Origin of the sequence: Nocardia sp. NPDC058518 (genome assembly GCF_042719655.1) — a bacterium.
Taxonomy (GTDB): Bacteria; Actinomycetota; Actinomycetes; order Mycobacteriales; family Mycobacteriaceae; genus Nocardia.
Genome location: NZ_JBHXNJ010000035.1, coordinates 35,657 through 61,109, shown reverse-complemented (window position 1 = coordinate 61,109; position 25,453 = coordinate 35,657). Strand labels below are relative to the sequence as shown.

22 protein-coding genes and 1 pseudogene are annotated in these 25,453 nt (G+C 68.2%); 7 read left to right on the top strand and 16 right to left on the bottom strand.

Going from position 1 to position 25,453, the window contains the following annotated elements; genetic code table 11:
* Positions 1–103: 103 nt before the first annotated feature.
* Positions 104–1,386, bottom strand: a pseudogene (locus ACFWPX_RS35145) (MFS transporter).
* A 153-nt stretch (positions 1,387–1,539) separates the two neighbouring features.
* The gene (locus tag ACFWPX_RS35140) at positions 1,540–2,385 is read right to left on the bottom strand and encodes an NAD(P)H-binding protein (RefSeq protein WP_378932839.1); all 846 of its coding nucleotides are present in this window, start codon (positions 2,383–2,385) and stop codon (positions 1,540–1,542) included.
* Positions 2,386–2,480: 95 nt separating this feature from the next.
* Here ACFWPX_RS35140 and ACFWPX_RS35135 point away from each other — a divergent pair, with 95 nt between their 5' ends.
* Together ACFWPX_RS35135 and ACFWPX_RS35130 are read left to right on the top strand one after the other, a co-directional pair.
* Complete coding sequence (locus ACFWPX_RS35135; protein ID WP_378932836.1) at positions 2,481–3,413, top strand: AraC family transcriptional regulator; 933 nt, start codon at positions 2,481–2,483, stop codon at positions 3,411–3,413.
* 7 nt (positions 3,414–3,420) lie between these two features.
* Positions 3,421–3,837, top strand: coding sequence for an acyl-CoA thioesterase (locus ACFWPX_RS35130; protein ID WP_378921830.1), 417 nt, complete (start codon positions 3,421–3,423; stop codon positions 3,835–3,837).
* 66 nt (positions 3,838–3,903) lie between these two features.
* Here ACFWPX_RS35130 and ACFWPX_RS35125 read toward each other — a convergent pair whose 3' ends face one another.
* From ACFWPX_RS35125 to pdhA, 7 genes are all read right to left on the bottom strand, one after another.
* Entirely contained in the window at positions 3,904–4,122 is a 219-nt protein-coding gene (locus ACFWPX_RS35125; protein WP_378921831.1) for a hypothetical protein, read from the bottom strand.
* A gap of 126 nt (positions 4,123–4,248) precedes the next feature.
* Positions 4,249–5,052, bottom strand: coding sequence for an SDR family oxidoreductase (locus tag ACFWPX_RS35120; protein ID WP_378921832.1), 804 nt, complete (start codon positions 5,050–5,052; stop codon positions 4,249–4,251).
* 217 nt (positions 5,053–5,269) lie between these two features.
* Complete coding sequence (locus ACFWPX_RS35115) at positions 5,270–6,637, bottom strand: uracil-xanthine permease family protein (RefSeq protein ID WP_378932833.1); 1,368 nt, start codon at positions 6,635–6,637, stop codon at positions 5,270–5,272.
* A gap of 86 nt (positions 6,638–6,723) precedes the next feature.
* Positions 6,724–7,557, bottom strand: a complete 834-nt coding sequence (locus tag ACFWPX_RS35110) for a hypothetical protein (protein WP_378932830.1) — start codon at positions 7,555–7,557, stop codon at positions 6,724–6,726.
* Positions 7,558–7,628: 71 nt separating this feature from the next.
* A complete protein-coding gene (locus tag ACFWPX_RS35105) occupies positions 7,629–8,963 on the bottom strand; it encodes a dihydrolipoamide acetyltransferase family protein (RefSeq protein WP_378932826.1) in 1,335 nt (444 codons plus the stop codon).
* Between the two features lie 38 nt (positions 8,964–9,001).
* Positions 9,002–9,976: an alpha-ketoacid dehydrogenase subunit beta gene (locus ACFWPX_RS35100; RefSeq protein WP_378932823.1), complete on the bottom strand. Its 975-nt coding sequence runs from the start codon at positions 9,974–9,976 to the stop codon at positions 9,002–9,004.
* A complete protein-coding gene (gene pdhA, locus ACFWPX_RS35095) occupies positions 9,973–11,055 on the bottom strand; it encodes a pyruvate dehydrogenase (acetyl-transferring) E1 component subunit alpha (protein ID WP_378932849.1) in 1,083 nt (360 codons plus the stop codon). The genes ACFWPX_RS35100 and pdhA overlap by 4 nt, the downstream gene beginning before the upstream one ends.
* Before the next feature lie 171 nt (positions 11,056–11,226).
* Between pdhA and ACFWPX_RS35090 the strand changes: the two genes are divergently transcribed.
* Positions 11,227–11,721 (top strand): Lrp/AsnC family transcriptional regulator, encoded by a 495-nt coding sequence (locus ACFWPX_RS35090; protein WP_378921839.1) that lies wholly within the window; start codon positions 11,227–11,229, stop codon positions 11,719–11,721.
* Here ACFWPX_RS35090 and ACFWPX_RS35085 read toward each other — a convergent pair.
* Positions 11,692–12,933, bottom strand: a complete 1,242-nt coding sequence (locus ACFWPX_RS35085) for a benzoate/H(+) symporter BenE family transporter (protein WP_378932819.1) — start codon at positions 12,931–12,933, stop codon at positions 11,692–11,694. The genes ACFWPX_RS35090 and ACFWPX_RS35085 overlap by 30 nt on opposite strands.
* 233 nt (positions 12,934–13,166) lie before the next feature.
* Between ACFWPX_RS35085 and ACFWPX_RS35080 the strand changes: the two genes are divergently transcribed.
* Complete coding sequence (locus ACFWPX_RS35080; RefSeq protein ID WP_378921841.1) at positions 13,167–13,985, top strand: sulfurtransferase; 819 nt, start codon at positions 13,167–13,169, stop codon at positions 13,983–13,985.
* Positions 13,986–14,001: 16 nt separating this feature from the next.
* On the opposite strand, the gene ACFWPX_RS35075 is transcribed toward ACFWPX_RS35080, so the two are convergent.
* Complete coding sequence (locus tag ACFWPX_RS35075; protein WP_378932816.1) at positions 14,002–14,688, bottom strand: HNH endonuclease family protein; 687 nt, start codon at positions 14,686–14,688, stop codon at positions 14,002–14,004.
* A gap of 68 nt (positions 14,689–14,756) precedes the next feature.
* A complete protein-coding gene (locus ACFWPX_RS35070) occupies positions 14,757–15,119 on the bottom strand; it encodes a hypothetical protein (RefSeq protein ID WP_378921843.1) in 363 nt (120 codons plus the stop codon).
* 199 nt (positions 15,120–15,318) lie between these two features.
* Between ACFWPX_RS35070 and ACFWPX_RS35065 the strand changes: the two genes are divergently transcribed.
* On the top strand, positions 15,319–18,114 hold the full coding sequence (locus ACFWPX_RS35065) for a DEAD/DEAH box helicase (RefSeq protein WP_378932812.1): 2,796 nt from the start codon (positions 15,319–15,321) through the stop codon (positions 18,112–18,114).
* On the top strand, positions 18,114–18,863 hold the full coding sequence (locus ACFWPX_RS35060) for an SWIM zinc finger family protein (RefSeq protein ID WP_378932809.1): 750 nt from the start codon (positions 18,114–18,116) through the stop codon (positions 18,861–18,863). The genes ACFWPX_RS35065 and ACFWPX_RS35060 overlap by 1 nt, the downstream gene beginning before the upstream one ends.
* 1 nt (position 18,864) lies before the next feature.
* Here the strand turns inward: ACFWPX_RS35060 and ACFWPX_RS35055 are convergent, their stop codons facing one another.
* Genes ACFWPX_RS35055 through icmF form a run of 3 tightly spaced genes read right to left on the bottom strand, consistent with a single transcriptional unit; the run spans position 18,865 to position 23,683 of the window.
* Complete coding sequence (locus tag ACFWPX_RS35055; RefSeq protein WP_378932807.1) at positions 18,865–19,272, bottom strand: DUF3224 domain-containing protein; 408 nt, start codon at positions 19,270–19,272, stop codon at positions 18,865–18,867.
* A gap of 52 nt (positions 19,273–19,324) precedes the next feature.
* On the bottom strand, positions 19,325–20,428 hold the full coding sequence (locus ACFWPX_RS35050) for an amidohydrolase family protein (protein ID WP_378932804.1): 1,104 nt from the start codon (positions 20,426–20,428) through the stop codon (positions 19,325–19,327).
* Positions 20,429–20,473: 45 nt separating this feature from the next.
* Positions 20,474–23,683, bottom strand: a complete 3,210-nt coding sequence (gene icmF / locus ACFWPX_RS35045) for a fused isobutyryl-CoA mutase/GTPase IcmF (RefSeq protein ID WP_378932801.1) — start codon at positions 23,681–23,683, stop codon at positions 20,474–20,476.
* Between the two features lie 136 nt (positions 23,684–23,819).
* Here icmF and ACFWPX_RS35040 point away from each other — a divergent pair, with 136 nt between their 5' ends.
* Positions 23,820–24,785 (top strand): DUF2157 domain-containing protein, encoded by a 966-nt coding sequence (locus ACFWPX_RS35040; protein ID WP_378932797.1) that lies wholly within the window; start codon positions 23,820–23,822, stop codon positions 24,783–24,785.
* Here the strand turns inward: ACFWPX_RS35040 and ACFWPX_RS35035 are convergent, their stop codons facing one another.
* Positions 24,786–25,334 carry a hypothetical protein gene (locus ACFWPX_RS35035; protein WP_378921854.1) on the bottom strand — a complete coding sequence of 183 codons (549 nt, stop codon included), beginning with the start codon at positions 25,332–25,334 and terminating at the stop codon, positions 24,786–24,788.
* Positions 25,335–25,453 lie beyond the last annotated feature (119 nt).

Below are 25,453 nucleotides of genomic sequence, written 5' to 3'. Positions count from 1 at the left end.
TGCCCCGGCGCCCGCGCGTCCCCCCCGCGCGACCAGGCCGCGGACCGGCCACTTCGTGGCCGTCCCTCCCTAGGGGTCGGGAGTGCGGGGGTTGGGAGTGCGGTCATGGCGGATTTGGGGTGTTGGATGTGGCTGGTCGTGCGGTAAGGGTGCGGGCTGGGGTGACGATGTTGGCGGCGGCTGCGCAGGTCAGGGTGAGGATCAGGGGGATCGTGAGTGCGGCGGTGAGGGGGATCAGGGCGGTGAGCCAGCCGATCATCGCGGGGCCTGCTAGTAGGCCGAGGTAGCCGATGGTGAAGACGCGGGACATGTCTGTTGCGGCTGTGGTGCCGCCGAGATTGCCTGCGGTGGAGAAGATTTGGGGGACACCGCCCGCTAGGCCGAGTCCGCACATCGCCCAGCCGAGGAGGGTGAGCGGGAGCCAAGGCGAGGCGATCACTACTGCGAATCCCGCTGCGGCGAGCAAACTTCCGTAGCGGACGATCGCTACCGGGCCGATGGCGGCGCTCACCCGATCGGCGATGAATCGACCGAGGGTCATGGTGGCGGAGAAGGCGCCGAAAGCGAGGGCGGCAGCCGCCTCGGAGGTGTCGAGGTGTTCGCGTACCTGCAGCGCACTCCAGTCGGCCGCCACACCCTCGGCGAGAAGGAGCACGAACGCGATGCACCCGAGTGAGAACACTTTTCGTGTTCGCCGGCGTCGTTCGCTGGGCTGGTCGGTGCGGAGCCGAGCCGAGTCGAGTCGGCTGTCGCATCCTGGCTCGCGCTGTCAACGGGCTGCGCACCGGCACTGTCGTAATGCTCTGGATGCGAGGGTGATTCGGGTCGGATGTGGCCGAGCAGGTGCGGCACCAGCACTGCGGTGATGCCGAGTCCGCCGATCCCGGCGGAGAGCAGCGTCAGCTGCGTCGCCCACCCCGCGTGCTGGGCGGCCGCGCCCACCAGCGAACCGGCGAACGCGCCCGCCGAGAACATCGCATGGAACGAGGACATGATCGGTCGGCGGTACGCGCGTTCCACGAGCACCGCCTGGGTGTTCATCGACACGTCGAGGGCGCCCATACCGAACCCGAAGCAGGCCAGGGCAATCGCCAAGGTGACCGGATCGGTCGCCAGTCCCGGGCCGAGGACGGTCACAGAAATGGCCGATGCCGCCAAGGCGACCAGCGTGCGGCTGCCGAACCGGTCGGCGGCCGGGCCCGCGAGCCGCATACCGACGAGCGCGGCGCCCGCCATCAGCAGCACGAGCACACTGAGTGTCGAGGGCGACACCCCGGTCCGGTCGGTGATCGCCGGAATGTGGACCACCCACATGGCCAGCAGAACCCCGTTCAGTGTGAAAGCCGCGAACACCGCGGCCCTGGCCGGCCGAAGTCCGCGGTCGATCGTCACTGAACTCACCGCTTCGACGGTACCGGGCAGGACTCCGGCCTCGCCGCTGATCGCGGTGCACCTGGCATGTCAAGATCACCAGGCGATGGTGCAGATCGCCTTTCGGGCGATGCTTGCGCCATTGCCTGGTGATCGACCGGCCGACTGCTACTGCGTGGGTGTCCATGCTCCGGTGGCGGCGGTCTCTTTTGCGTAGTCGGTGAAATCGCGGGCTTCGCGGCCGAGGGCGCGGCGGACACCATCGGCGGTGGCGGAATTGCGGCCGTCGAGGATCGTGCCGAAGAGGTAGTCGAGCAGGCTGATCACGTCATCGGGAACCTGGTATTCACTCAGGGCCGCAACGAATTCCGGCCGGGACACGGGGATGAAGGCGATCTCGCGACCGGTGGCCGCGGCGATCTCGCCGACCGCGTCGGCGAAGGTCAGGGCGCGTGGGCCGGTGAGCTCGTAGAGCTGACCCGCGTGGCGCGGATCGGTGAGCGCGGCCGCCGCCACCTCGGCGATATCGTCGAGGTGCACGAACGGCTCCGGCACATCGCCGTTGGGCAGCGCCACCGCACCGGCGAGTACGTCGTCGACGAAGGCGCCCTCGCTGAAGTTGTGGGCGAAGAAGGCGCAGCGCACGATGGTCCAGCTCAGGCCCGAATCCCGCACGATCTCTTCGCATTCCAGTGCCTCGGGTTCGCCGCGACCGGACAGCAGCACCACCGAGCGCGCGCCGGCGGATCGGGCGGCGGCGGTGAACGCGCGGATGATATCCGGGGCGCCGGGGACGGCGAGGTCGGGCTGGAAGGCGAGATAGACGGAGTCGACACCGGCGAGCGCGGGTGCCCAGGTCTCGCGGTCGGCCCAGTCGAAGGGGATCGCGGCGGTGCGCGAGCCGTGGCGGACCTGTTGTCCGGCGGCCTCGAGGAGGGCCGCTACCCGGCTGCCGGTCTTGCCCGTAGCGCCGGTGATGAGGGAAAGCTGCTGGTGAGAAGCGGTGTTTGTCATGAGATAAGTACACCGTCGCGCGGCACGCGGCGACATCGTCGTGCCGCTCACGAACATGCGTTGTCGTCTACGCGTTGTCGTCTACTGTGGGAAGGGTGGATGCGTTAGCCGGTCTGCTCGAAGGTCCACGCGCCCGCGGTGCGTTCCTCATGTGTTCGCTGCTGAACCCGCCGTGGTCACTGCGCGTGCAGGATGAAGCCCCGCTCACGGTGCTCGCGATGATCCGCGGAAAGGCTTGGGTCAGTACGGATTCGATGCCGCCGCGGCAACTCGGCGCGGGCGACGTCGCGGTTTTCCGTGGGCCGCAGCCGTATACGGTGGCCGACGATCCGGCGACCGAACCCCAGATCGTCATCCAGCCGGGTCAGGTCACCACGACGCCCGATGGCGAAATTCTCTGCGAGACACTGAGTCTCGGTGTGCGGCAGTGGGGCACCGATCCCGACGGTGAGACACTGATGGTCACCGGAACCTACGAATCGGCGGGTGCGGTGAGCAGACGGTTGCTGCGCGCGCTGCCGCGGGTCGCGGTGCTGCCGCGCGGCGAGCTCGATACTCGGCTGCTCGACCTGCTCGTCGACGAGGCGACCAAGGACCTGCCCGCGCAAACCGCCGTCCTCGACCGCCTGCTCGACCTGCTGCTCATCGCCGCGCTGCGCGCGTGGTTCGCCCGCGACGACGCCCCCGCCTGGTACCACGCCTACAGCGACCCGCTGGTCGGCAAGGCCCTTCGCCTGCTCCAGCACAATCCGGCGCATCCGTGGACGGTGGTCGCGTTGGCCGAGGCGGTCGGCATGTCGCGGGCCGCGCTGGCCCGCCGATTCACCGAGCTGGTGGGCGAACCGCCGATGAGTTTCCTGACCGAATGGCGGCTCTCGCTCGCGGCCGATCTGCTCGCCGAATCCGATGCGACGGTGGAATCCATCGCTCATCAGGTGGGATACGGGAGCGCGTTCGCGCTCAGCACCGCCTTCAAACGGCACTTCGGGGTGAGCCCGCGCGATCACCGGCAGGGGAGCGCGGCATGATGGCCCGATGAGCTATCCCGTCCTGTGGCCGATGCCGACCCGGTGGGCCGACAACGACCAGTACGGCCACGTGAACAACGTGACCTACTACTCCTTCTTCGACACCGCCGTGAACGCCTGGCTGATGCGCGCCACCGGCACCGATATCACCGACCTGCCCGCCCTCGGCGTCGTCGCGCAGACCTCGTGCCGGTTCCACGGATCGGTCAGCTTCCCCGACCAGCTGCAGGTCGGGCTCCGCATCGCCCGCCTCGGAAACTCCAGCATCACCTACGATCTGGCGATCTTCCGCGAGGGCGACGCCGGTCTCGAGCTCGCCGCGACCGGCGAATTCGTCCACGTCTACGTCGACGCCGACACCCGCAAACCGGTGGCGATCCCCGAGGTAGTGCGCACGGCGGCGGCAGAGCTCGTCACCGAGTAGCGCTCAGGAGCTGATGACGCCGACCTCGGGTCATCAGCTGCTGTGGAGCCCGTCGCGGTATTGCGCTCAGGAGGCTATGACCCCTACCTCGGGCCATTCGCTGCCACGGCGGGCGCGCAGAATGATCTGGCCCGCCGGCGAGTAGCCCGGTGGCCCGGGGAGGGCGGCGAAGGTGGTTTTGTCGATCACCACCGACGAGTCGAGCTCGTCCCGGCTCGGCCCCCAGACGTACTCGACCTCGGTGAGTTCGTCGCGAACCTTCTTGAAATACATCAGGTGTGCCATCGCCGGATCTCCGCGTAGACCTCCGCCGGTCAGCGGATCGTGACCGGCGGCTACCGACCATCGTGGCAGGAATCGAGCGATCTCGCCGCTACCTCGCCGAATTTTTTCGTGCGTACCGTCCGGTGTTCACGCGCGCAGCATGGTCTGGAACCGGCGCATGCCGGAAATCCACCGGTCGTAGTCGGAACCTTTGTTGCGGTACATCTGCAGTACCTCCGGGTGCGGCAGGATCAGGAAGTGCTCGGCGGCCATCGCCTCGACGACGGTGTCGGCGACTTCCTCGGGGGAGAGCACCGCGCCCGCCGTCTTCACGGCTTTGATCGCCAGCGCGGCTGCTTCCGGGTTGTCGGGGATGAGCGCCTCGGTGAGCAGCTGGGTGTCCACACCCATCGGACACAGGCAACTCACGCGAATACCCTTGTCGCCGTAGGTAACCGAGAGCCATTCGGCGAAACCGACCGCCGCGTGTTTGGTCACCGAGTAAGGGGCAGAACCGATTTGGGTGAGCAGGCCCGCGGCGGACGCGGTGGAGACGAAATAGCCGCTGCCACGCTCCAGCCAGCCGGGAACGAGAAGTTTCGCGGCCCGCACGTGAGCCATGACGTTGACGTCGATGGTGCTCGCCCACTGTGCCTCGGTGCTGTCGAGACCGGCGCCGCCGCCGATGCCCGCATTCGCGAAATACAGGTCTACCGGGCCGAATTCGCGCTCGGCGGTGGCGATCAACTCCGCCACGACCTGCTCATCGGCCACATCGCCACCGACCGCGATCGCATGGTCGCCGAGGTCGGCCGCCACCTTCGCCACGCTGTCCGCATCGAGATCGGCGACGACAACCCGCGCGTCACCGGCGACGAGACGATCAGCGAGTGCGGCACCGATACCCGCACCCGCACCGGTGACGATCGCGACCTTGCCTGCTATCTCCATCCCCGCAGCTTATATTTTTGGAGCGCTGGCGCGCTCGAGTTCGCGCCCCCGGTGGTCCCGTCGATCAGGCACCGTTGCTTGCTCCTTCGTCGCCTACGCAACGGCACCTGATCGACGGGACGGGCGCGAACCGCCGACTTCGTCGGCGATCCCTCCTCGAGGTCGGGATGTGCGGGGCTGGGAATGTGGCGCAGGCCGCGAGGTTCTATCGGCTCGATCAGATCGCGGCGGCAGGTTGCGGGGTGGTGGGCAGAGAAGCCGGCGGTGGTGTGGAGCCGCGCGCGACGGTGCCAAGGCGGGTGTGGTTGAAGACCAGGTTCAGCAGGAACGCGGTGGCCGCGCCGAGGGTGACACCGCTGTCGAGGAGGATCTGCGCCGAGGTAGGGAACTTGTCGAACATGTCCTTGGTGAAGACCGGCAGCAGTCCGATGCCGATCGCGGTGGCGGCGACGGTCGCGTTGACCCGGTCCGTCAGATCGGCTTTGAGCAACGTGGTGACACCGACGACCGCGACGGTCGCGAACAGCACCAGACCGACCCCGCCGACCACCGGCTTCGGAATGACCGCGACCACCTCGCCGATCCGCGGCACCAGCCCGAGCACCACCAGGATCGCGCCGCTGACCGCGGTCACATACCGGCTATAGACCCTGGTCGTGGAGACCGCGCCGACGTTCTGATTGAAGATCGTGTCGACGAACGCGGTGAAGATGCCGCCGAGCACGCCCGACAGGCCGTCGCCGACCAGCCCGCGCGCGAGATCGCCCTTGCCGAGCGGCTTGCCGGTGATCTCGCTGATCGCCAGCATGCTCGCGGTCGACTCGGCGAACACCACGGCCATCACGATGCTCATCGCCACCACCGCGGTCACCGGGAACTGCGGTGACCCGAAGTGGAACGGTTGCGGGATACCGATCCAGTCGGCGGTACCGACCCCCGCGGTGGTGATCAGACCCATCGGCAGCGCGATCATGATGCCCGCGACCAGCGCGATCAGCACACCGAGCTGCGACCACACACCGCGGCCGAGGCAGACGAACCCGACCGCGATCAGCACCACCACGGCGGCGAGTCCGATATTCGACGGCGAGGCGAAGCTCGGCGACTTCGGATCGGTCCCGATGATCAGGCCCCCGGCGACCCCGATCAGCGACACACCGACCACGGTCAGCACGGTCCCGGTGACCAGCGGCGGGAAGAACCGCACCACCCGCGCGAACGGCCACGCCAGCGCGACACCGACCACGCCACCGATCAGCATGGACCCGTACACGGCATCGAGCCCGTACTCCTCGGCGATCAGGATCATCGGGTTGAGCCCGACGAAGGTGGCACCGCACACGATCGGCAGCCGGGCACCGGCCAGCTTGCCCACACCGAGGCTCTGCACCAGCGTGATGATGCCCGCGACCAGCAGATCAGCACTGATCAACAGTCCGATCGTCGCCCGGTCGAGCCCCGCGGCCGCGCCGAACACCAGCGGCACGGTGATACAGCCGGTGTACATGATCAGGACGTGCTGGATGCCGAAAGCCAGTTGCCGGGCGAACGGCAGCCTGGTGTCGACGGGATGCGCCTCACTCATGTAACAGGTTGTAGTCCCCGTTCTTTACCGTGAGTGCGCGCCGTGTTTCGTCAGCGTTGCGGGTCGGATATATCACTCGGATCGGTTCAATACCGCTGGTAATTGCCCTGCGGGTAGTTCGGTCGCCGCTGTGCTGCCCGAATCCAGCGTCCGGTCGACGGTGCCGCTGCCAAGACCAACATCAAGATCGCGACGGCGGCTTGGACTCCGGAGATAGTCATACCCGCGTCCGAAGTCACGGGAGCATCGGCCATGGACACGAGGGAAGCGACGCCGCCGAGCGCACTGAGCGTCGACACGACGATGACGATCACCCGGCCCGCAGTCTTACGAAGGAACAGCAGGATCGAGCCGGTGAGCAGCAGCACGCCGATGATGGCGCCGATCACCAGGAAGGTCGTTACCAACGGAGTGAGGGAGGTGCTCGAACACGCGAAGGTGCCGTCCGGTAGCTGGACGAGCTTGCCGGTGCATTCCGTCGCGAGCGGCGAGTTGTAACTGACGACCGCCCCGGCCAGGGAAATCAGCGAAAGCACAAGGGCGAGAACGGCGGCGAGGATCCCAGTGGCACCGCTGACCGCACCCTGCGGAGCGCCGTAGCCGGGCATGCCGTACTGCGGATTGCCGTGGCCGGGAGCGCCGTAACCAGGTCCGCCGTACCCAGGCGTGCCGTGACCGGGAGCGCCGTACCCAGGCGTGCCGTGACCGGGAGCGCCGTAGCCAGGAGTGCCGTGACCGGGAGTGCCGTGACCGGGAGTGCCGTGACCGGGAGTGCCGTAGCCGGGTCCACCGGGCCCGGGAGCCGGATATCCGCCGGGCTGGTAACCCCGCTGCCCACCGGGCGGATAGCCCTGACCTTGTTGCGGCCCATACGGATACCCCACGACGCCCCCATTTTCCTCGGATACACCTGCCGACATTCGTTCGCACGGTGCGCAGTCCGGTCGGACGCACACCGGCCCGAACTATACGGCCGGGTCCCGACGTGCGCTCAGATGCGGCTGAGCAGGGTCAGGGGGTCCTCCAGGAATCCGGCGGTGGTGGCGAGGAAGCGGGCGCCGAGTTCGCCGTCGATCATGCGGTGGTCGAAGCTGAGACCGAGGGTGGTGACCCAGCGGACCGCCAGTTCGTCACGGAATACCCACGGGCGCTTACGAATCGCGCCGATGCACAGGATCGCGGCCTCACCCGGATTCACCAGGGGGACGCCGGAGTCGACGCCGAATACCCCGACATTGGTGAGGGTGAAGGTGCCGCCGCGCAGGTCGTTGGGGGTGGCGTTGCCGGAGCGGGCCGTATCGGCGGCCCAGCTGATCTCGCGGCACAGGTCGCGCAGGCTCAGCGACTGCGCTTCCTTGAGATTGGGCACCATCAGGCCGCGGTCGGAGGCGACCGCGATCCCCAGGTTCACGTAGTGTTTGGTGACGATTTCCTGGTTCTGCTCGTCCCAGGCGGTATTGATCCCCGGGTACTCCGCGATCGCCGCCAGCGTCGCCTTGGCGACCAGGGCCAGCGGGGTGAGGGTGAGACCCTCGAAGGATTTGGTGGTGCGCAGGTGGTCGAGCAGTTCCATCGAGGCCGTGCAGTCGACGGTGACGAAGGTGCTGGCCTGCGGGATCGTGCGCGAACTGGCCTGCATCGCGGCGGCCGTGCGCTTGCGGATGCCCGCGATGGGGGTGCGTTCTTCGCGGGCGGTCGGCTCGATGAGGCCGTCGGCGTCGGTGACGTGGCCGTTCGACGGCGTCGGCGCGATGTCACCGACGCGGGCGGGGGTGCGCGGCTGGGTCACCGGCACGGCCGAGCGCACGTCTTCGACGGTGACCGCGCCCTCGGGCCCCGAACCCGCGACGAACCACAGGTCGATGCCGAGTTCTTTGGCCAGTTTGCGTGCCGCGGGGGTCGCGGCGGCGCGGTGGGTGCTCGGCGTGCTGGCGGCCATCGACGGCGTGGATTTCCCTCTCCGCGAGGTAGATTCGGCTTCGGGCCCGTAGCCGACCAGCACGTTCGTGCGCGGCTCCGCGGCCGGCGGTGCCGCTACCTCGAGGTCGTTGCGCACCCGGATCAGCGGCGCGCCGACCGGCACGGTGTCGCCGGGCTGAGCCAGCAGTTCGACCACGATCCCGGAGAACGGCGACGGCAGCGCGACCACCGCCTTCGCGGTCTCCACCTCGGCGATGGTCTGGTTCAGTTCCACCGTGTCGCCGACCGCGACGGCCCAGGACACCAGGTCGCCGTCGGCCAGACCTTCGCCCAGGTCGGGGAGGCGGAATTCGAGAACATGACCGTCGTCGGTGGCGGCTGGTTCCGGCACGAGGGCACCTTTCATCGCTCTGTTGGCAAGCTACCGCCGCCGACCCTGCGGGATCAGGCGGAAAGGCAGCGGTCGACCGCCGCCAGAATGCGGTCGGGGTCGGGCAGGTGGTGCTTTTCGAGCTTAGCCGGGGGGTAGGGGATGTCGTAGCCACCGACGCGCAGCACCGGCGCCTCCAGGTGATAGAAGCAGCGTTCGGTGACGCGGGCGGCGATCTCGGCGCCGAGCCCGGCGAACACGGGCGCCTCGTGCACGACGATCAGCCTGCCGGTCTTGTCCACCGATTCGGCGATCGTGTCGACATCGATCGGCGAGAGACTGCGCAGGTCGATCACCTCGAGCGAATGCCCTTCCTCGGCAGCGATTTTCGCCGCGGTCAACGCGGTGGCGACGGTGCCGCCATAGGCGACGACGGTGGCATCGACGCCGCGGGTGCAGACCCTGGCCTTGTGCAGTGGCAGATCCGGTTCGCCTTCGAAATCTACGTCGGCTTTGTCCCAATAGCGACGTTTCGGCTCGAAGAAGATGACCGGATCGTCCAGTGCGATGGCCTGGCGAATCATCGAATACGCGTCGGCGGGGGTACTCGGTGAGACAACGCGAAGGCCCGCGGTGTGCGCGAAATACACCTCCGGTGATTCCGAATGGTGTTCCACCGCGCCGATGCCGCCGCCGAACGGGATGCGGATCGTCAACGGGGCCTTCACTTTTCCACCGGTACGGTTGTGGATCTTGGCTACCTGGGAAACGATCTGGTCGAACGCCGGATAGACGAAACCGTCGAACTGGATCTCCACCACGGGCCGGTATCCACGCAACGCCATCCCGAAAGCCGTTCCGACGATGCCGGATTCGGCCAGCGGCGTATCGATCACGCGGTTGTCGCCGAAATCCTTCTGCAGGGTGTCGGTCACGCGGAACACACCACCGAGCCTGCCGATGTCCTCGCCGAGCAAGACGACCTTGGCGTCGTCTTCCATCGCATTGCGCAGGCCGGTGTTGAGGGCGGCGGCGAAGGTGGTGATCATGACTGCGCTCCTTCGGCGAGGTAGGCCGAGAACTGTTGGCGCTCTTCGGTCATCAGTGGGTGTTCGGTCGCGTAGACGTTGTCGAACATCCGCTCGGGATCGGGGTCGGGCATCTCGATCGTCGCGGTGCGCAGGCGGCGGGCGACATCGTCGGCCTCGTCGGCGACCTGCTCGGCGAACTCGGGCGAGAGGTGGCCCTCGTGCTCGAGGAGCAGGCGCACGCGTTCGATGGGGTCGCGCTGTCCCCAGTACTCGGTGTCGGCAGCGGTCCGGTAGCGGGCCGGGTCGTCGGCGGTGGTGTGCGGGCCCATCCGGTAGGTCATCGCTTCGATGAAGGTGGGGCCGCCGCCGGTACGGGCGCGTTCGACGGCTTGGCGGGTGACAGCCAGGACGGCGAGCACATCGTTGCCGTCGACCTGCACGCCAGGAATCCCGTATCCGTCGGCACGGCGTACCAGCGGGAATTTGCTCTGCACGGAGACCGGTTCGCTGATCGCCCACTGATTGTTCTGGCAGAAGAACACGACCGGCGCGCTCCATGCCGCGGCGAATCCGAGTGCCTCGGCGATATCGCCCTGGCTCGTCGCGCCGTCGCCGAAATAGGTGATGGTCGCGATATCGGCGCCGTCGAGGTGGGCGGCGAAGGCATACCCGGTGGCGTGCAGGCCCTGGGAGCCGACGACGATATTGGCATTGGTCATATTGACCTCGCCGGGATCCCAGCAGTGGTGGGAGACGCCGCGCCACAGGGCGGTGAGCTGCTCGGGCGGCACGCCGCGGCAGAAGGCGACGGCGGTTTCGCGGTAGGAGCAGAACACGTAGTCGTCGGGGTGCAGTGCGTGCGCCGAGCCGACCTGCGCGGCCTCCTGACCGAGCAGCGGCGGCCACAATCCGAGCTGGCCTTGGCGCTGCAACGCGGTCGCTTCGACATCGATACGGCGGGTGAGGACCATGTCCCGATACAACTGCCGCAACCGCTCGGCATCGACATCGGCGACCAGCGCGCCGTGCTCCTTGTCGAACACCCGACGGCCGTCGGGCTGAATCAACTGGACCGGGTAGGTCTGCTTCTGCGACATCGTGATCGCCTCCTCGCCGCCGTGCCTTGTGAGCAGGTGCAGGTACGCCACTCCGCTGAGTGCGATGTGTATCACTCAGCATCCACGATTACGCGGTGTGCGCAAGCGTTACACGCGCTGATGAGCAGAATGCATGGTCTGCTCCAGTCGAACGCTGTCATACTGCGTTGTATGACCAGTCGCGAACCCGACGCCGTGACACTCGACGCCACCGATGCGCGGCTACTGCGCGAACTGATCGCCAACCCGCGCGCCACGGGGGTGGAGCTCGCGGCGCGCCTCGGCCTGTCGCGCAACACTGTGCAGGCGCGGCTGGCCCGGTGGGACAGCGGTGGGGTGCTCGGCAGTTTCGAACGCCGGGTGGAACCCCGCGCCCTCGGCTATCCGCTGGCAGCCTTCGTCGCGGTGGTGGTCGACCAGCACCGACTCGACGCCGTGGTGGACGAACTGGCCGATGTCGCCGAGGTCACCGAGGTCTGCGGCATGACCGGCGCCACCGACCTCACCGTGCGCATAGTCGCCCGTGACGCCGACGACCTCTACCGCATCGCGGGCGCGATCCTGAAGATCCCCGGTGTGGAGCGCACCAATATGGCCCTGGTCATGCGCGAGTTGGTCGGCCCGCGCACCGGCCCGCTACTCGACCGGCTGGCCGGCCCGAACTGACGTAGCCGCTGGACTGTCAGACGGCAGGAAGCGCCGGACGACGAGGCCGGCCACGAGGGCCCAGAAGGCGCCGCCGATACCGAAGAGGGTGGTGCCCGAGGCGGCTACGAGGAAGGTGACCAGGGCCGCCATGCGGTGGGCGGGGTCGCTGAGGGCGCCGGTCAGGGCGGCGGCGAGGGTGGCGAGGAGGGCAAGGCCCGCGACGGTTTCGATGGTGCCCGCGGGGGCGGCGGCGATGAGGGTGACCAAGGCGGCGGAGGCGAGGCCGAGGACGAGATAGGCGGCGCCCGCGGTGGCCGCGGCGATCCAGCGTCGCTTGGGGTCTGGGCTCGCGGTGGGGGCTGCCGCCAAGGCGGCGCTGATGGCGGCGAGGTTGATCGCGTGGCCACCCGCCGCGGCACCGATGACGGTGCCGATCCCGGTGACGAGCATGGCCGGGCGCCACGGGACCTGGAAGTCGAACGAGCGCATCACCGCGACGCCGGGGATGTTCTGGGAGGCCATGGTGACGATGTAGAGCGGCACCGCGATGCCGACAATGGCCTGCCAATGCCATTGGGGCGCAGTCCATTCCACCGTCGGAACCATGGCGGACAATTCCAGGTGCCGGTTGTTCACGACGATGTCGATGCCCGTACCGACAGCCGCCGTGGCGAAGGCGACGAGCACGGCCCATTTGGGTGCGAACCGTTGCAGGACCAGCCACACCACGATGACCGGGACGACCACGGCGGGCGAGGTGCGCAGCGCCTGCACCGGGGCCAGACACAGCGGGACGAGGACCCCGGCCAGCATCGCCTGGGCGATCGGTACCGGGATCGCGGCGACCAGCGAGCCGAGCCGTTGCCAGAGGCCGGTGATCACGATCAGCACGCCGGTGATCGCGAAAGCCGCGACAGCGCCCGGCCAGCCACCGGCGACCAGTCCGGTGCTCGCCAGCAGCGCGGCGCCGGGGGTCGACCAGGCCAGTGTGATCGGGATCCGATACCGGAAACTCAGCAGCAGAATGCCGATCCCCTGCGTGAAGCACAGCACCAGCAACCCCGACGCGGCCTGCGCCGGACTCGCCCCCACTGCCCGCAACCCACTCAGCACCACCGCGAACGAACTGGTGAACCCGACCAATGCGGTGATCGCACCAGCACCGAGCGGCTGCGCGATGCCCGCCGGTTTGCCGGCGACATCGGGGGGAGTGGTGGAGACCTGCGACATTGTGGAGATATTGCCCGACGAAACGGTGGTCGTCGCCTGCCAGTCCCGGGAAAGTGGACTGATTCACACGCGCTGATATCCGGTCCAGTTCGGCGACCGGCCTGCGTGTGTCCCGACCCGGCAGGTGCTATGTGCCGAGCTCGGTCCCCGCCGTTGGGTGCCGGGATTCGCGGCGGGTGCGTAGGGTGTCGCCGAACGGTTTCGCAGGTGGGGGGAGGCTGGGAGGAGTGGTAGTGGGTGCGGTGTTGATCTCGTCGGCGGAGCTTCGGGAAGAGCTGGCGGACAAGGCGATTCATCTGCTCGATGTGCGGTGGGCGCTGGGTGATCCCCATGGGCCGCAGCACTATCTCGACGGGCATATTCCGGGCGCGGTGTTCGTCGACCTGGAGACCGAGCTGGCAGGCGCGCCCGCGCCCGCCCGCGGCAGGCATCCGCTACCCGACCCCGGCACCTTCGAGAAATGCGCGCGCAGTTGGGGATTGAGCACCGGGGATCCGGTGGTGGTCTACGACGCGACCGGCGCCATGGCCGCCGCGCGGGCGTGGTGGCTGCTGCGGTGGGCAGGTGTGGACAACGTGCGCATCCTCGACGGCGGGCTGCCCGCCTGGATCGCGGCCGGTGGGGAACTCGCGACCGGCGCCGAAGCGGATCCGGTCGCAGGTGACCTGGTGGTACGTCCCGGCGGGCTGCCGGTGATCGACGCCGACGCCGCCGCGAAATGGCCGGGCGTGCTGCTCGACGCGCGAGCCGGCGAGCGGTATCGCGGCGAGGTCGAACCGGTCGACCCGCGTCCCGGGCACATCCCCGGCGCGGTGAGCGCACCCACTGCCGAGAACCTCGATGGCACGGGGCATTTCCGGAGCGTCGAAGACCTGCGTGCGCGCTTCGCAGGCTTCGGCGAAGGTCAGGTCGCGGTGTACTGCGGATCCGGCGTCACCGCCGCCCACCAGATCGCGGCCCTCGCTGTCGCGGGCATCGACGCCGCCCTCTACCCGGGCTCGTACTCGCAGTGGTCGAGCGACCCGAAGCGGGTCGTTGCGACCGGAGAGTGAGCGCTGTCCGCGGTTCTCACGGACAGCTACGGGCGATGTCGTGCAGGGTGGCGTTGTCGGCGGCGGTGATCGGTAGGTCGTAGTCGACCGCGACGGTGAGGTACTTCGCCGCGTAGAAGCAGTGGTTGGGCCGCGCGGGTGGCAGCCATCCGGACGGGGTGTCGTCGCCTTTGGACTGGTTTGTGGACGCGCCGGTGGCCAGGAGATTGACCGCGAGGTCGTTGGCGAAGCGGCGGCGCTTGTCGGGGTGCCAGGTGGCGGCACCCATGTCCCAGGCGGCAGCCAGCGGATAGACATGGTCGATCTGGATGCGGCCGCCGTCGGACTTGCTGAAGTGGATGTCGGTAGCGGTGTAGGGGTCGGTGAGGACTCCCGCCACGACCACGCAGCGCCCGCGATGCACGACCTCGCGCAACTGCACGGCAAGGACGTTGTTGCGGGTGTCGCAGCCGTCGTGGCTGCCTGGCGCGTCGGAATCGTCGGTCCATGCCGGGCCGAAGACACAGGCCTGGCCCACTTTGCAGCCACGTTCGTAGCCGCCCGGCCGAGGGCGCGAGGCAACGACGCGCACTGTGTCGAGCAGGGCGATGACCTCGGCACGCGCCGGACTGCCCGGTGCGGGAACGACCGGCTCATCCGGCCCGATCACCCCGCACCCGGCTATCGCGAGCACCACTACCAGCAAGCACGCCAGTTTCCCCATACCCGCAGGTTGTAGCCGGTGGTACCGACAACAACCGCCGATGGGTCAGAACTGCGTGCGATACCGGCCTATAACCAGGCTCGGGCCAGCAGGTCGTCGGCGGCCAGTTCGCTGGCGATCGGCGGGAAGCGCGTCGCGGCGATCGAGGAGACACGGCTGCCGTCGTGGCCGACCAGCCAGGAACCGCCACGGTCTTCGCATTCGGCGATCTTGGCGAAGACGGTGAGCAGGAAGGTGATGGATTCCCGGGGGTCGATGGTGTGGGCCAGGCGCTGGGATTCGCCCGGCCGCGACAGATCGAGCCAGACGCCTGCTTGGCCGTCCAGTCGCATGCCGAGGATTTTCGTGGTGTCGATGAAGGTGAATTTGCGCCGTTCCCATGGGGTGTTGGGTGTGTAGCTCTGCTCGAGAACCTGGAGCAGAATCGTCATCGCTGCCCTCCGCACGAATTACAAGGGGGTCATCGGCCGAACCGGATCCGTCCGGTTCGCCTGGGTGAGTATGGAGTTGTCGCCGGTGGGTATTCCGGCCCGTGACCAGGGGTTATTTAATTATGGTCCCGTTGCGGCGAGAAATCCAGGGGGATGGCGGCCGGGATCGGTGTCGGTGCCGCCTGCTTTGATGTAGCCCATGCTGCACGGTCTGTGGTCCCCCGAATCGGGCCTACTGCTGTGGCACGACGCGGAGCCGGTCGCCGTGGGGTCGGTGCTCGGCGACATCTTGGACCGCGCCAGGTTCCGGCACCGTGCCCAGGTGTTCGTCGTCGATGCCGCGGGGCAGTCCGGGACCGCCGAGGTGCGCGCGCACGCGCTCGCGCCGCCGACGGCGGCCGTTGTGCTGCGCAGCCGGCTGCCGCGCGAGAACATCTCCGGCGATCTGCGGTTCCTGGCCCACGTCGCGCGCGGTATCGAACGGTGGGTGCGGGCCGGGCGCGTGGTGCCCCAGCTCGAGCGGGCCGACGGTCAATGGTGGGTGCGCTGGCGGCTGGTCGGCGGGCAACGTCAACGGGCGTGGCTGGCCGAGCTGGCCGCCGCGATGCCACCGGCGCTGCGGGTCGCCGGTCCGCCCTCCGCCGTGCTCGACGACCTGTGCACCCATCTCACCGACCCGATCGCCCGCGAATACCTCGCGCATCGCACGATGACGCACCCGCTGCTGGCCGCGCTCGTCGCCGATACCCCGCTGGACGTCGGCTCCTACCGACTGTCCGAAACCCTGTCGCAGTGGCGGGAAGGCTACGCCGCCGACGAACCGGAACTCGTGCTTCGCCTGTGCGAACCCGACGGCGAATTCGGCACCACCGACGAATCGGTGGCGCTGTGGCGGCTACAGGTGTGCCTGCGCCCGGTCGACGACGCACCCAAACCTGTTGTCTTCGACGATGATCCGGTGCTCGTGCGGACGGCGGCGGAGAAACTCGGCCAGGCGCGCAAGGCCTACCCACGTCTGCGCGACCTGCCCACCGATCCGCGCGGCCTCGACCTGCTGCTCCCCACCGAGGTGGTCGCCGACCTGGTGGCCCACGGTGCGCATGCCCTGCAGGAAGCCGGAATTCGACTGCTCCTGCCGCGCGCCTGGAACATCGCCGAACCGAGCATGCGGTTGCGCGTGAGCAGCCCCGCCGCCGCCGAATCCACGGTCGGCCTCAGCGGACTGCTCTCCTACCGCTGGGAATTGGCGCTCGGCGATCTGGTGCTCACCCCAGCCGAGATGGCGCGGCTGATCAGCAGTAAATCGGACCTGGTCCAGTTGCGCGGCGAGTGGGTGCAGGCCGACCATCGCGCGTTGGCCGCGGCCGCCCGCTATGTGGCGCAGCACGCCGACGACAGCCCGATCACCTTGGCCGACATGATCGGTGAACTCGCCGCAGAGCGGGTCGACAATGTCCCGGTCACCGAGGTCACCGCCGACGGCTGGGCCGCCGAATTGTTCGCCAGGGAGAGCGAGCCCGAGCCGGTTCCGGTGCCGGTCGGCCTGAAAGCCCAGCTCCGGCCCTACCAGGAGCGCGGTCTGAGCTGGCTGGCCACGATGAGCCGGTTGAACTGCGGCGCGATCCTCGCCGACGATATGGGTCTGGGCAAGACCGTGCAGGTGCTGGCGCTCCTGGTCCACGAGCGCGAGGTCGAGCCACGGACCGGACCGACGCTGCTGGTGTGTCCGATGTCGGTGGTCGGTAACTGGCAGCGGGAAACGCAGCGGTTCGCGCCTGACCTGCGCGTGCTCGTGCACCACGGCCGCGGACGGCTGGTCGGTGCGGAATTCGCCGCGGCGGTGGCTGATTCGGATCTGGTGATCACTACCTACGCACTGCTCGCCCGCGACGTCACCCTGCTCAGCGAACAGCGGTGGGAGCGGATCGTGCTCGACGAAGCGCAGCACATCAAGAACGCGGTGACCAGGCAGGCGCGTGCGGCCAGGGCACTCACCGCTCGACATCGATTGGCGCTCACCGGAACTCCGGTGGAGAACCGTCTGGAAGAACTGCGCGCCCTGTTCGACTTCGCCATGCCGAAACTGCTCGGCAGCCCGCAATCGTTCCGCGCCAAGTTCGCGGTGCCGATCGAACGCGAACGCGACCAGCAAGCCATCGACCGACTGCGCTTGATCACCGATCCGTTCGTCCTGCGCAGGCTGAAAACCGATCCGACGGTGATCAGCGACCTGCCAGAGAAGCTGGAGATGACGGTGCGGGCCAACCTCACCGTCGAACAGGCCGCCCTCTACCAGGCCGTTGTCGACGACATGCTGGAGAAGCTCAAAGACGCGAAGGGCATGGCGCGCAAGGGCGCTGTGCTCGGCGCGCTGACCAGGCTCAAGCAGGTCTGTAACCACCCCGCGCACTATCTGGGCGACGGTTCGCCGATCCTGCGCCGCGGCGGGCATCGCTCCGGCAAGCTGGCCCTGGTCGAGGACGTGCTCGACGCGGTGCTCGCCGACGGTGAGAAAGCGCTGCTCTTCACCCAGTTCCGCGAATTCGGCGACCTGATCCTGCCCTACCTCACCGAACGGTTCGGCACTCCGATCCCGTTTCTGCACGGCGGTGTGGCCAAGCAGCGACGCGACGACATGGTGACCGGTTTCCAGGGCGGGAACGGCCCGCCGCTGATGTTGCTCTCCCTCAAGGCGGGCGGCACCGGCCTCAACCTCACCGCCGCCAATCACGTTATCCACCTGGACCGCTGGTGGAATCCCGCGGTGGAGAACCAGGCCACCGACCGCGCGTTCCGGATCGGCCAGCAGCGCGCGGTGCAGGTCCGCAAGCTGGTGTGCGTCGACACGATCGAGGAGCGGATCGACGAGATGATCAACGGGAAGAAGCAATTGGCCGATCTGGCCGTCGGTGCGGGGGAGAACTGGATCACCGAGATGAGCACCGACGAACTGCGCGAGCTGTTCACTCTCGGCGCCGAGGCGGTGGGTGACTGATGGCCGACTTCAGCCAGTTCGGTCCGCGTAAACCGGTCCGCGGCGGCGCTCAGGCCCGCGGCGGTTTCGGGCGGACCTGGTGGGGCAAGGCGCTGCTCGACGCGGTGGAGCAGGTGGCCGACGCGGGCAGGCTCTCGCGCGGACGCACCTACGCCAGGGTCGGGCAGGTGGTCAACTACCGGATCGAACGCGGCGCGGTGACCGCGGAGGTGCAGGGCAGCCAGCCCAGCCCGTTCACCTCGGTGCTGTCGATCCGGCCGCTGCGCGAAGAGGAAATCGACCTGTTGCTCGCCGAGATCAGGCAGGCGCCCGGCATGCTCGCCGAGATCGCCTCGGGCGCGCTCCCACCGGCCCTCGGTCCGTACCTGCTACCGACCACCGCCTCGGAACTGGACTTCACCTGTAGCTGCCCGGACATGGGCTGGCCGTGCAAGCACGTCGCCGCGGTCTGCTACCTGCTCGCCGAGCGCCTCGACGAACAGCCGAGCGAGATCCTCACCCTGCGCGGACTCGACCTCGACACCCTCATCGGCGGCGTCGAGAAGTCCGCGCGCACCGCCGATTCCGATGACCCCTACGGCGACGAACTGGTCCTACCGGAGCTGCCCCGCATCGAATTCCACGCCGTCATCGAGGACCTCGATGCGATACCACTGCGTCGTGCGCTTCGGATGTCCACCGAGGACGAGCCGACCGCGGCAACCGGACTACGCGAATTACGCTCGCTCTATACCGAATTCGACAGCTGAGTCAGTCCAGCTCGTACTCGAACCAGATGTGATGTCCGCCTTCGGTATCCACGTACAAGGCGCCGGTTCCGGTGATGCCGGTGAGCTCCCCGGTGCCGCTGGCGGGGACGATGTGGAAGAACTCGGCGGTGCGGTCGGTGCCGCCGGTGGTGGCCGAGTGGACGAAGTTGAACGCACCGGTCTTACCGTTGAGCGCACCCTCGAACGACTCCATCGCGAGGTAGGTGCCCGCACCGGTGTTCATGTCGAAGGCGGCGGTGAACAACGTGGCCGAGAGCCCTTCGATCTCGCCCGCGTAAGCCTTCGTCATGGTCGAGACGCCGACCGGCATCCCGGTGACGATGGGCGGCTGCGGCGTCAGCTCGGTGGGATCGAACGCGGTGACCTCGAAGGTGCCGATGGCTTTCATGCGCCGATGTTAAACCCGCCCACCGACAGAAACCGGCGAGCGGGGTGGCGATTCACGCGGTCGGCTCGATCCGGTAGAACCGGATGGCATTGCCGCCGAACACCTTCCGCAGGTCGTCGGTGCTCGCACCCGCGTCGCTCAGACCGGTGGCCACCGTCTCGGCTGCGCCACCCAGGCTGGTGATCGGCTTGTCGACCGGAAAGTTGGACCCCCAGATCAGCCGGTCGGCACCGAAGACCGCCAGCGCGTGCGCCAGCAGCGGACCCACCCGCCCGAGCAGCGCGGGCACGGGCGTCGGGGAGTCGCGTGGCGGTATCGGATGCCCGAGCACCGGCATCATCAGCCCGCTCACCTTGGCCACCACGTTCGGCTGCGCGGCCAGATCGGTCAGGTCTTCACGCCACCGATTGAAAACGACCTCGCGCTGCCTGGCGGTGTGCCCGGTGTTCTTGCCGACCGGCCCGAAGATCCCCGCCGGCGTCCCCAGGTGATCGAGCACGATCGGCACCTCGGGAAACCGTTCGGCCAGCGCCGTCACCTCGGAGAGCTGCCCCGAATACACCCACGCGTCGAACGAGAGCCCCCGCTCGGCGAGCTGTCCGAAGCCGTTCAGGAAGGCAGGGGAGGTGAGCGCGCCGTCGTGCGCGACGTACGACTTCACGGCGGGATCCGGGTGGTAGGCGACCATCGCCCGGATGCCGTGCAACAGCGGCGACGCGGATTGATGCGCGTCGAGCACCGCACCGAAGTCTCCGGCGGCGGGGCCGGCCGAGCCGATGATCGTGGCCAAGGCGGGCGTGTCGACGCCGAAGGGCAGGCTCGCCACCCACCGCGTCTCGTCGGGCTTCCAGCCCGTCCATTGCGCCTCTATTTCCACGACCGATTCGACCGGCGTGTTTCCCAGGTCGTCGCGATAGTCGGCAGGCAGATAGGGCTTCAGGTAGGCGCTGGGAGCGCCGACGAATTCGCGGTCACGGCGCGGGGCCAGCCGTGCCGCGATATCGACCGGCACAGGCAGATAGCGCATCAGTTTCGCCAGCTTGCTGAACGCGCGTGGCGTGGCATGTGGATCCCACTGGTGAATATGGGCATCGATGATGTCGAAGTCGGTCAGATCCATGCTGTGCGTCCCGTCGCCGCCGCTGGCAGAGCTCACGGCGATTGTCACACGCCTGCGGCGGAGAGCGACGGATTACGCTGCTCAAACTGTGCGCCGATACTGCCCTCCCACCGCGAAGAAGGCATCGGTGACCTGCTGCAACGTGCATACCCGCGCCGCGTCCATGAGCACATCGAAAATATTGCCGTCGGTGTGGGCGACCTCGGTGAGCCGGGCCAGCGCGCGATGGGATTGTTCGCTGTGTTCGGTCTGGAAACTGTGCAGCCGGTCCAGTTGGGAGCGGCGTTCGGTCTCGGTGCCGCGGGCCAATTCCAGCGGTGCGTGCGCGGTGTCGTCGTCGCGGCCACGGAAGGTGTTCACCCCGACGATCGGCAGCGATCCGTCATGTTTGCGCTGCTCATAGCGCATGGACTCGTCCTGGATGCGACCGCGCTGGTAGCCGGTCTCCATGGCGCCGAGCACCCCGCCGCGTTCGCTGATCCGCTCGAATTCGACGAGCACCGCTTCCTCGACGAGATCGGTGAGTTCGTCGACGATGAAACTGCCCTGGAGCGGATTCTCGTTCACGGCCAGCCCCCATTCTTTGGCGATGATGAGCTGAATCGCCAGCGCGCGGCGCACCGAGTCCTCGGTGGGGGTGGTCACCGCCTCGTCGAAAGCATTGGTGTGCAGGCTGTTGCAATTGTCGTAGACGGCGATCAGCGCCTGCAGGGTGGTGCGAATGTCGTTGAACTGCATTTCCTGTGCGTGCAGCGAGCGACCCGAAGTCTGCACGTGGTACTTGAGTTTCTGGGCGCGTTCACCCGCGCCGTACCGGTCGCGCATCGCGATCGCCCAGATCCGCCGGGCAACCCGGCCGATCACCGTGTATTCGGGGTCCATGCCATTGGAGAAGAAGAACGACAGATTCGGGGCGAAGTCGTCGATCGCCAGCCCGCGCGCGAGATAGGTCTCCACATAGGTGAATCCGTTGGCGAGGGTGAAGGCGAGCTGACTGATGGGGTTCGCGCCCGCCTCGGCGATGTGATATCCCGAAATCGAGACCGAATAGAAATTCCGGACGTCGTTGCGCACGAACCATTCCTGCACATCGGCCATCATTCGCAGGCTGAACTCGGTGGAGAACAGGCAGGTGTTCTGGCCCTGATCCTCCTTGAGGATGTCGGCCTGCACGGTGCCGCGCACGGTCGACAGCGTGCGTGCCCGGATCCCGGCGGCTTCCACGGACGTCGGCTCGCGACCTTCGCTCTCGGAGAAGCGTTGCAGCGCTTGGTCGATCGCGGCGTTGAGGAAGAAGGCGAGGATGGTCGGGGCGGGGCCGTTGATGGTCATCGAGACCGAGGTGGTCGGGGCGCCGAGGTCGAAACCGCCGAACAGGGTGCGCATGTCCTCGATGGTGGCCACCGAGACCCCCGAGGTGCCCACCTTGCCGTAGATGTCGGGACGCTCGGCGGGATCGTGGCCGTAGAGGGTGACCGAGTCGAACGCGGTGGACAGGCGGGTGGCCTCGGCGTGGGCGCTGAGGACCTTGAAACGACGATTGGTACGGGCCGGATCGCCCTCGCCCGCGAACATTCTGGCGGGGTCCTCGTTCTCGCGTTTGAAGGGGAAAACGCCCGCGGTGAACGGGAATCGGCCGGGGAGGTTCTCGGCGCGCAGGAAGCGCAGGAGTTCGCCGTCGTCGGTGTAGCGGGGGAGCGAGACGCGCGGAATGCTCGTGCCGGAGAGGGACTCGCGGCGCAGGGGCGTGCGCAGTTCGCGATCGCGGATGCGGACCACCTGTTCGTCGCCGCGATAGCTCTCGGCGACCGTCGGCCATTCGGCCAGCGCTGTGGTCGAGTCCGCCGACAGCGTCGGGCGGGCCCGAGTGAGCAGGTCGGCGACCGCCGCGTCGTCGGGGAGTTCGTCGTGGACCAGCGCCAGCCGTTGAATCCGCTGGGCCGCAGCGGCTTCGCGCTGCGTATCGGCGTGGTAGCCGCGCACCGTGTCGGCGATGTCTGCCAGGTAGCGGACCCGCGACGGGGGCACGAGCTGGGCGAAGCGGGTGGAGACCGAGGTGTCGACGCGGGGCAGCGCGCCGGGTTCGAGCGTCAGGCCGTGTTCGGTGAGCAGGCCGGTGAGGTGCTGGTACAGCGCCGTGACGCCGTCGTCGTCGAAAGTCGCGGCGCTGGTACCGAAGACGGGCATGTCAGCGGGGCTCGCGCCGAATTCCGCGCGGTTGCGGATCAATTGGCGCGCCACATCGCGGACCGCGTCGGCCGCGCCACGGCGTTCGTACTTGTTGATCGCGACGACGTCGGCGTAGTCGAGCATGTCGATCTTCTCGAGCTGGGAGGCGGCGCCGAACTCCGGCGTCATCACATACAGCGCCACATCGACGTGGTCGACGATGCCCGCGTCACCCTGGCCGATGCCGGGGGTCTCGAGGACGACCAGGTCGTAGCCGGCGGCCCGGCAGGCGGCGATCATGGTGTCGACATCGTCGGGCAGTTCGTGATTGCCGCGGGTGGCCAGCGAACGGAAGTACACGTGATCGCCGTCGAGGGCGTTCATCCGGATGCGGTCACCGAGCAGGGCGCCGCCTGCTCGCCTGCGGGTCGGGTCGACCGCGAGTACGGCGATGCGCAGCTTGTCCTGCTGGTCGGTGCGGAGTCTGCGTACCAATTCATCGGTGAGGGAAGACTTTCCGGAGCCGCCGGTGCCGGTGATGCCGAGCACGGGGACGCGTCGCTTGGCCGCCGCCGCCACGATCGCGGCCCGGTCGTCCGCAGGCATGGCACCTTGTTGCAAGCAGGTGATGGTGCGCGCCAGCGCGTTTCGGTCGCCGGTGTAGAGCGCGTCGAGGTCGGGGGCGGTTCGCGCCGGGTCGATATCGCAGAGCTGGATCAGTTCGTTGATCATGCCGGGCAGGCCGAGGCGCTGACCGTCCTCGGGGGAGAAGATCCGCACGCCGCTCGCGGCGAGCCGCGAGATCTCCTCGGCGACGATCACCCCGCCGCCCCCGCCGAAGATCCGCACATCACCCGCCCCCGCCTCGCGAAGTGCCTGCGCCAGGTATTCGAAGAACTCGATGTGCCCGCCCTGATACGAGCTGACCGCGACGCCCTGCACGTCCTCCTCGATCACCGCGTCGACGATCTCGCGCACCGATCGGTTGTGCCCGAGATGGATCACCTCGGCGCCCTGGGCTTGCAGAATCCGCCGCATGATGTTGATCGCCGCGTCGTGTCCGTCGAATAGGGCCGCCGAGGTCACGAACCGCACCGGATTCACAGGAACGTGCAGGCTCATGACTGCCTCCGCCATGTAGTAGAGCGCCCGATACTAGGACATCAAAGTAATTCTAGTGTGAACAGCGTCACTCCGCCGCGAAAACGCCCACCCAGGTTTCGGCGGAATCGCCGCCGCGGGTCGACATACTCGACGGATGGTTCGCGAGCATCGGGTGGGCGTGGCGCTGGAGCGGCTGGTGGCGTCAGGGGTGATCAGTGGGGAGCAGCGGGGAGCGGTGCTGCGGGCGGTCGACGAGCAGGAGCGGGCCGCTCGCCCGAGCGGGGGACGGGTGGCCGCCGAGATCGTGGCGTACGTCGGGGCCGGGCTGGTGGCCGCCGGTCTGGGGTTGTTCGTCGACAAGGCGTGGGCACAGGTGGCGCAGTCGGGGCGGGTGGTGTTGCTGGTGGTGGTGGCCGGGTGTGCGATGTGGGGAGCGGTGGCGTTGGCCGGTGGGTGCGCGGGGGTGTTCCGGCGGGTGCCGATCGCGTCAGCCGGGCGGGTGCGGTTGGCCTCTGTGCTGCTCGTGCTGGCGGCGGGAGCGTCGGCGGGGGCGGTGGCGACGGCATTCGGTGCGCACGATGGCGACGAAACGGCGATCGCGGCATCGATCGCGGGACTGCTCGTCGCGGCGCTGGGGTATCTGCTGGTACCGGGCTTGTTCGGCATGGTCGCCGTGGCCGGTTTCGGTGTCGCGAGCATCCTGAGCGTGGAGTTGTTCGATGTCCGATCGCCATGGGAGGGGATAGCGCTGATGGTGTTCGGCGCGCTGTGGTTCGGACTCGCATGGGCTCGCCTGCTGGTGGCCGAATGGGCCGGATATCTACTCGGCGGGGTGATCGCGGTGATCGGCGCGCAATCGGTGACGTTCGGCGAATCGCTGTGGCGGCCCGGCCTGACCGCGTTGATCGGGGTGCTCTGCTTCGTGCTGTACGCGCTTCGGCGCGACGCCGTGCTGGTGCTCGGTGGGGCGGCGGGGATCGCGGTCGCGGTGGTGCAGGTGGCGGCCGATTACACCGCTGGTGGGCCGGTCGTCGCGTGTGTGGTGCTGGGGATCGGCGCCCTCGTGCTCACCGCCGGGGTGGTCGTCCTGGTCGGCAGGAAACGAGGACCCGGGGTCTGATCAGCGGATCAGTGTTGTTTCCTGGGCTCGGATCGTGCGGAAGAATCTGGGGCCAACGTCGGAGCCGTCGTGGTTGTAGCTGTCGATGATCTCGGCGAGTTCGTCGGCGAGTCGGCGTAGGTCCTCGGTGGCGGTGATGCGGTCGAACTCGTCGGGCTCCCAGCCCCACGACGGCGGTATGTCGGTGATGGTGACGACGATCTGGTCGGCGAACGGGGTGGTGACGGCGACGGTGAGCTCGGCGGGAGCCGCGGCGAGGGGGCTGTGGACGGTGACCTCGCCGGGCGCGCCCGCGGTGGCGAACGTGCGGGCGAAGGCGATGTCCTCGCGGACCGATTCGACGATCGACGCGGTACTCGCATGCCTGCCCGCACGGTGGTGACGCGAGCCGTAGACCCGGTCCGGGGCACCGGAAGTGGTGTGACCCACCGATTTTCGGAGCAACCTGTCGAGCATGCGCTCCGCGGTGGCGCGCTCGCCCTCGCCGGTGTTCTCGTGGTCGATCAGTGCGCGCAGGCGGGTGATCCGCACGAAGTGGTCGCTGCCCATGTCGACGATTGTGCCGCAAATCGGACGCGGTGGAATGCGTCGCAGACGGCGTGCCACAGTTTCAGCGCAGAGCGCATTCGTCGGCCGTTGCGCAGGACCGGAGGTACGCGTCACCGCAA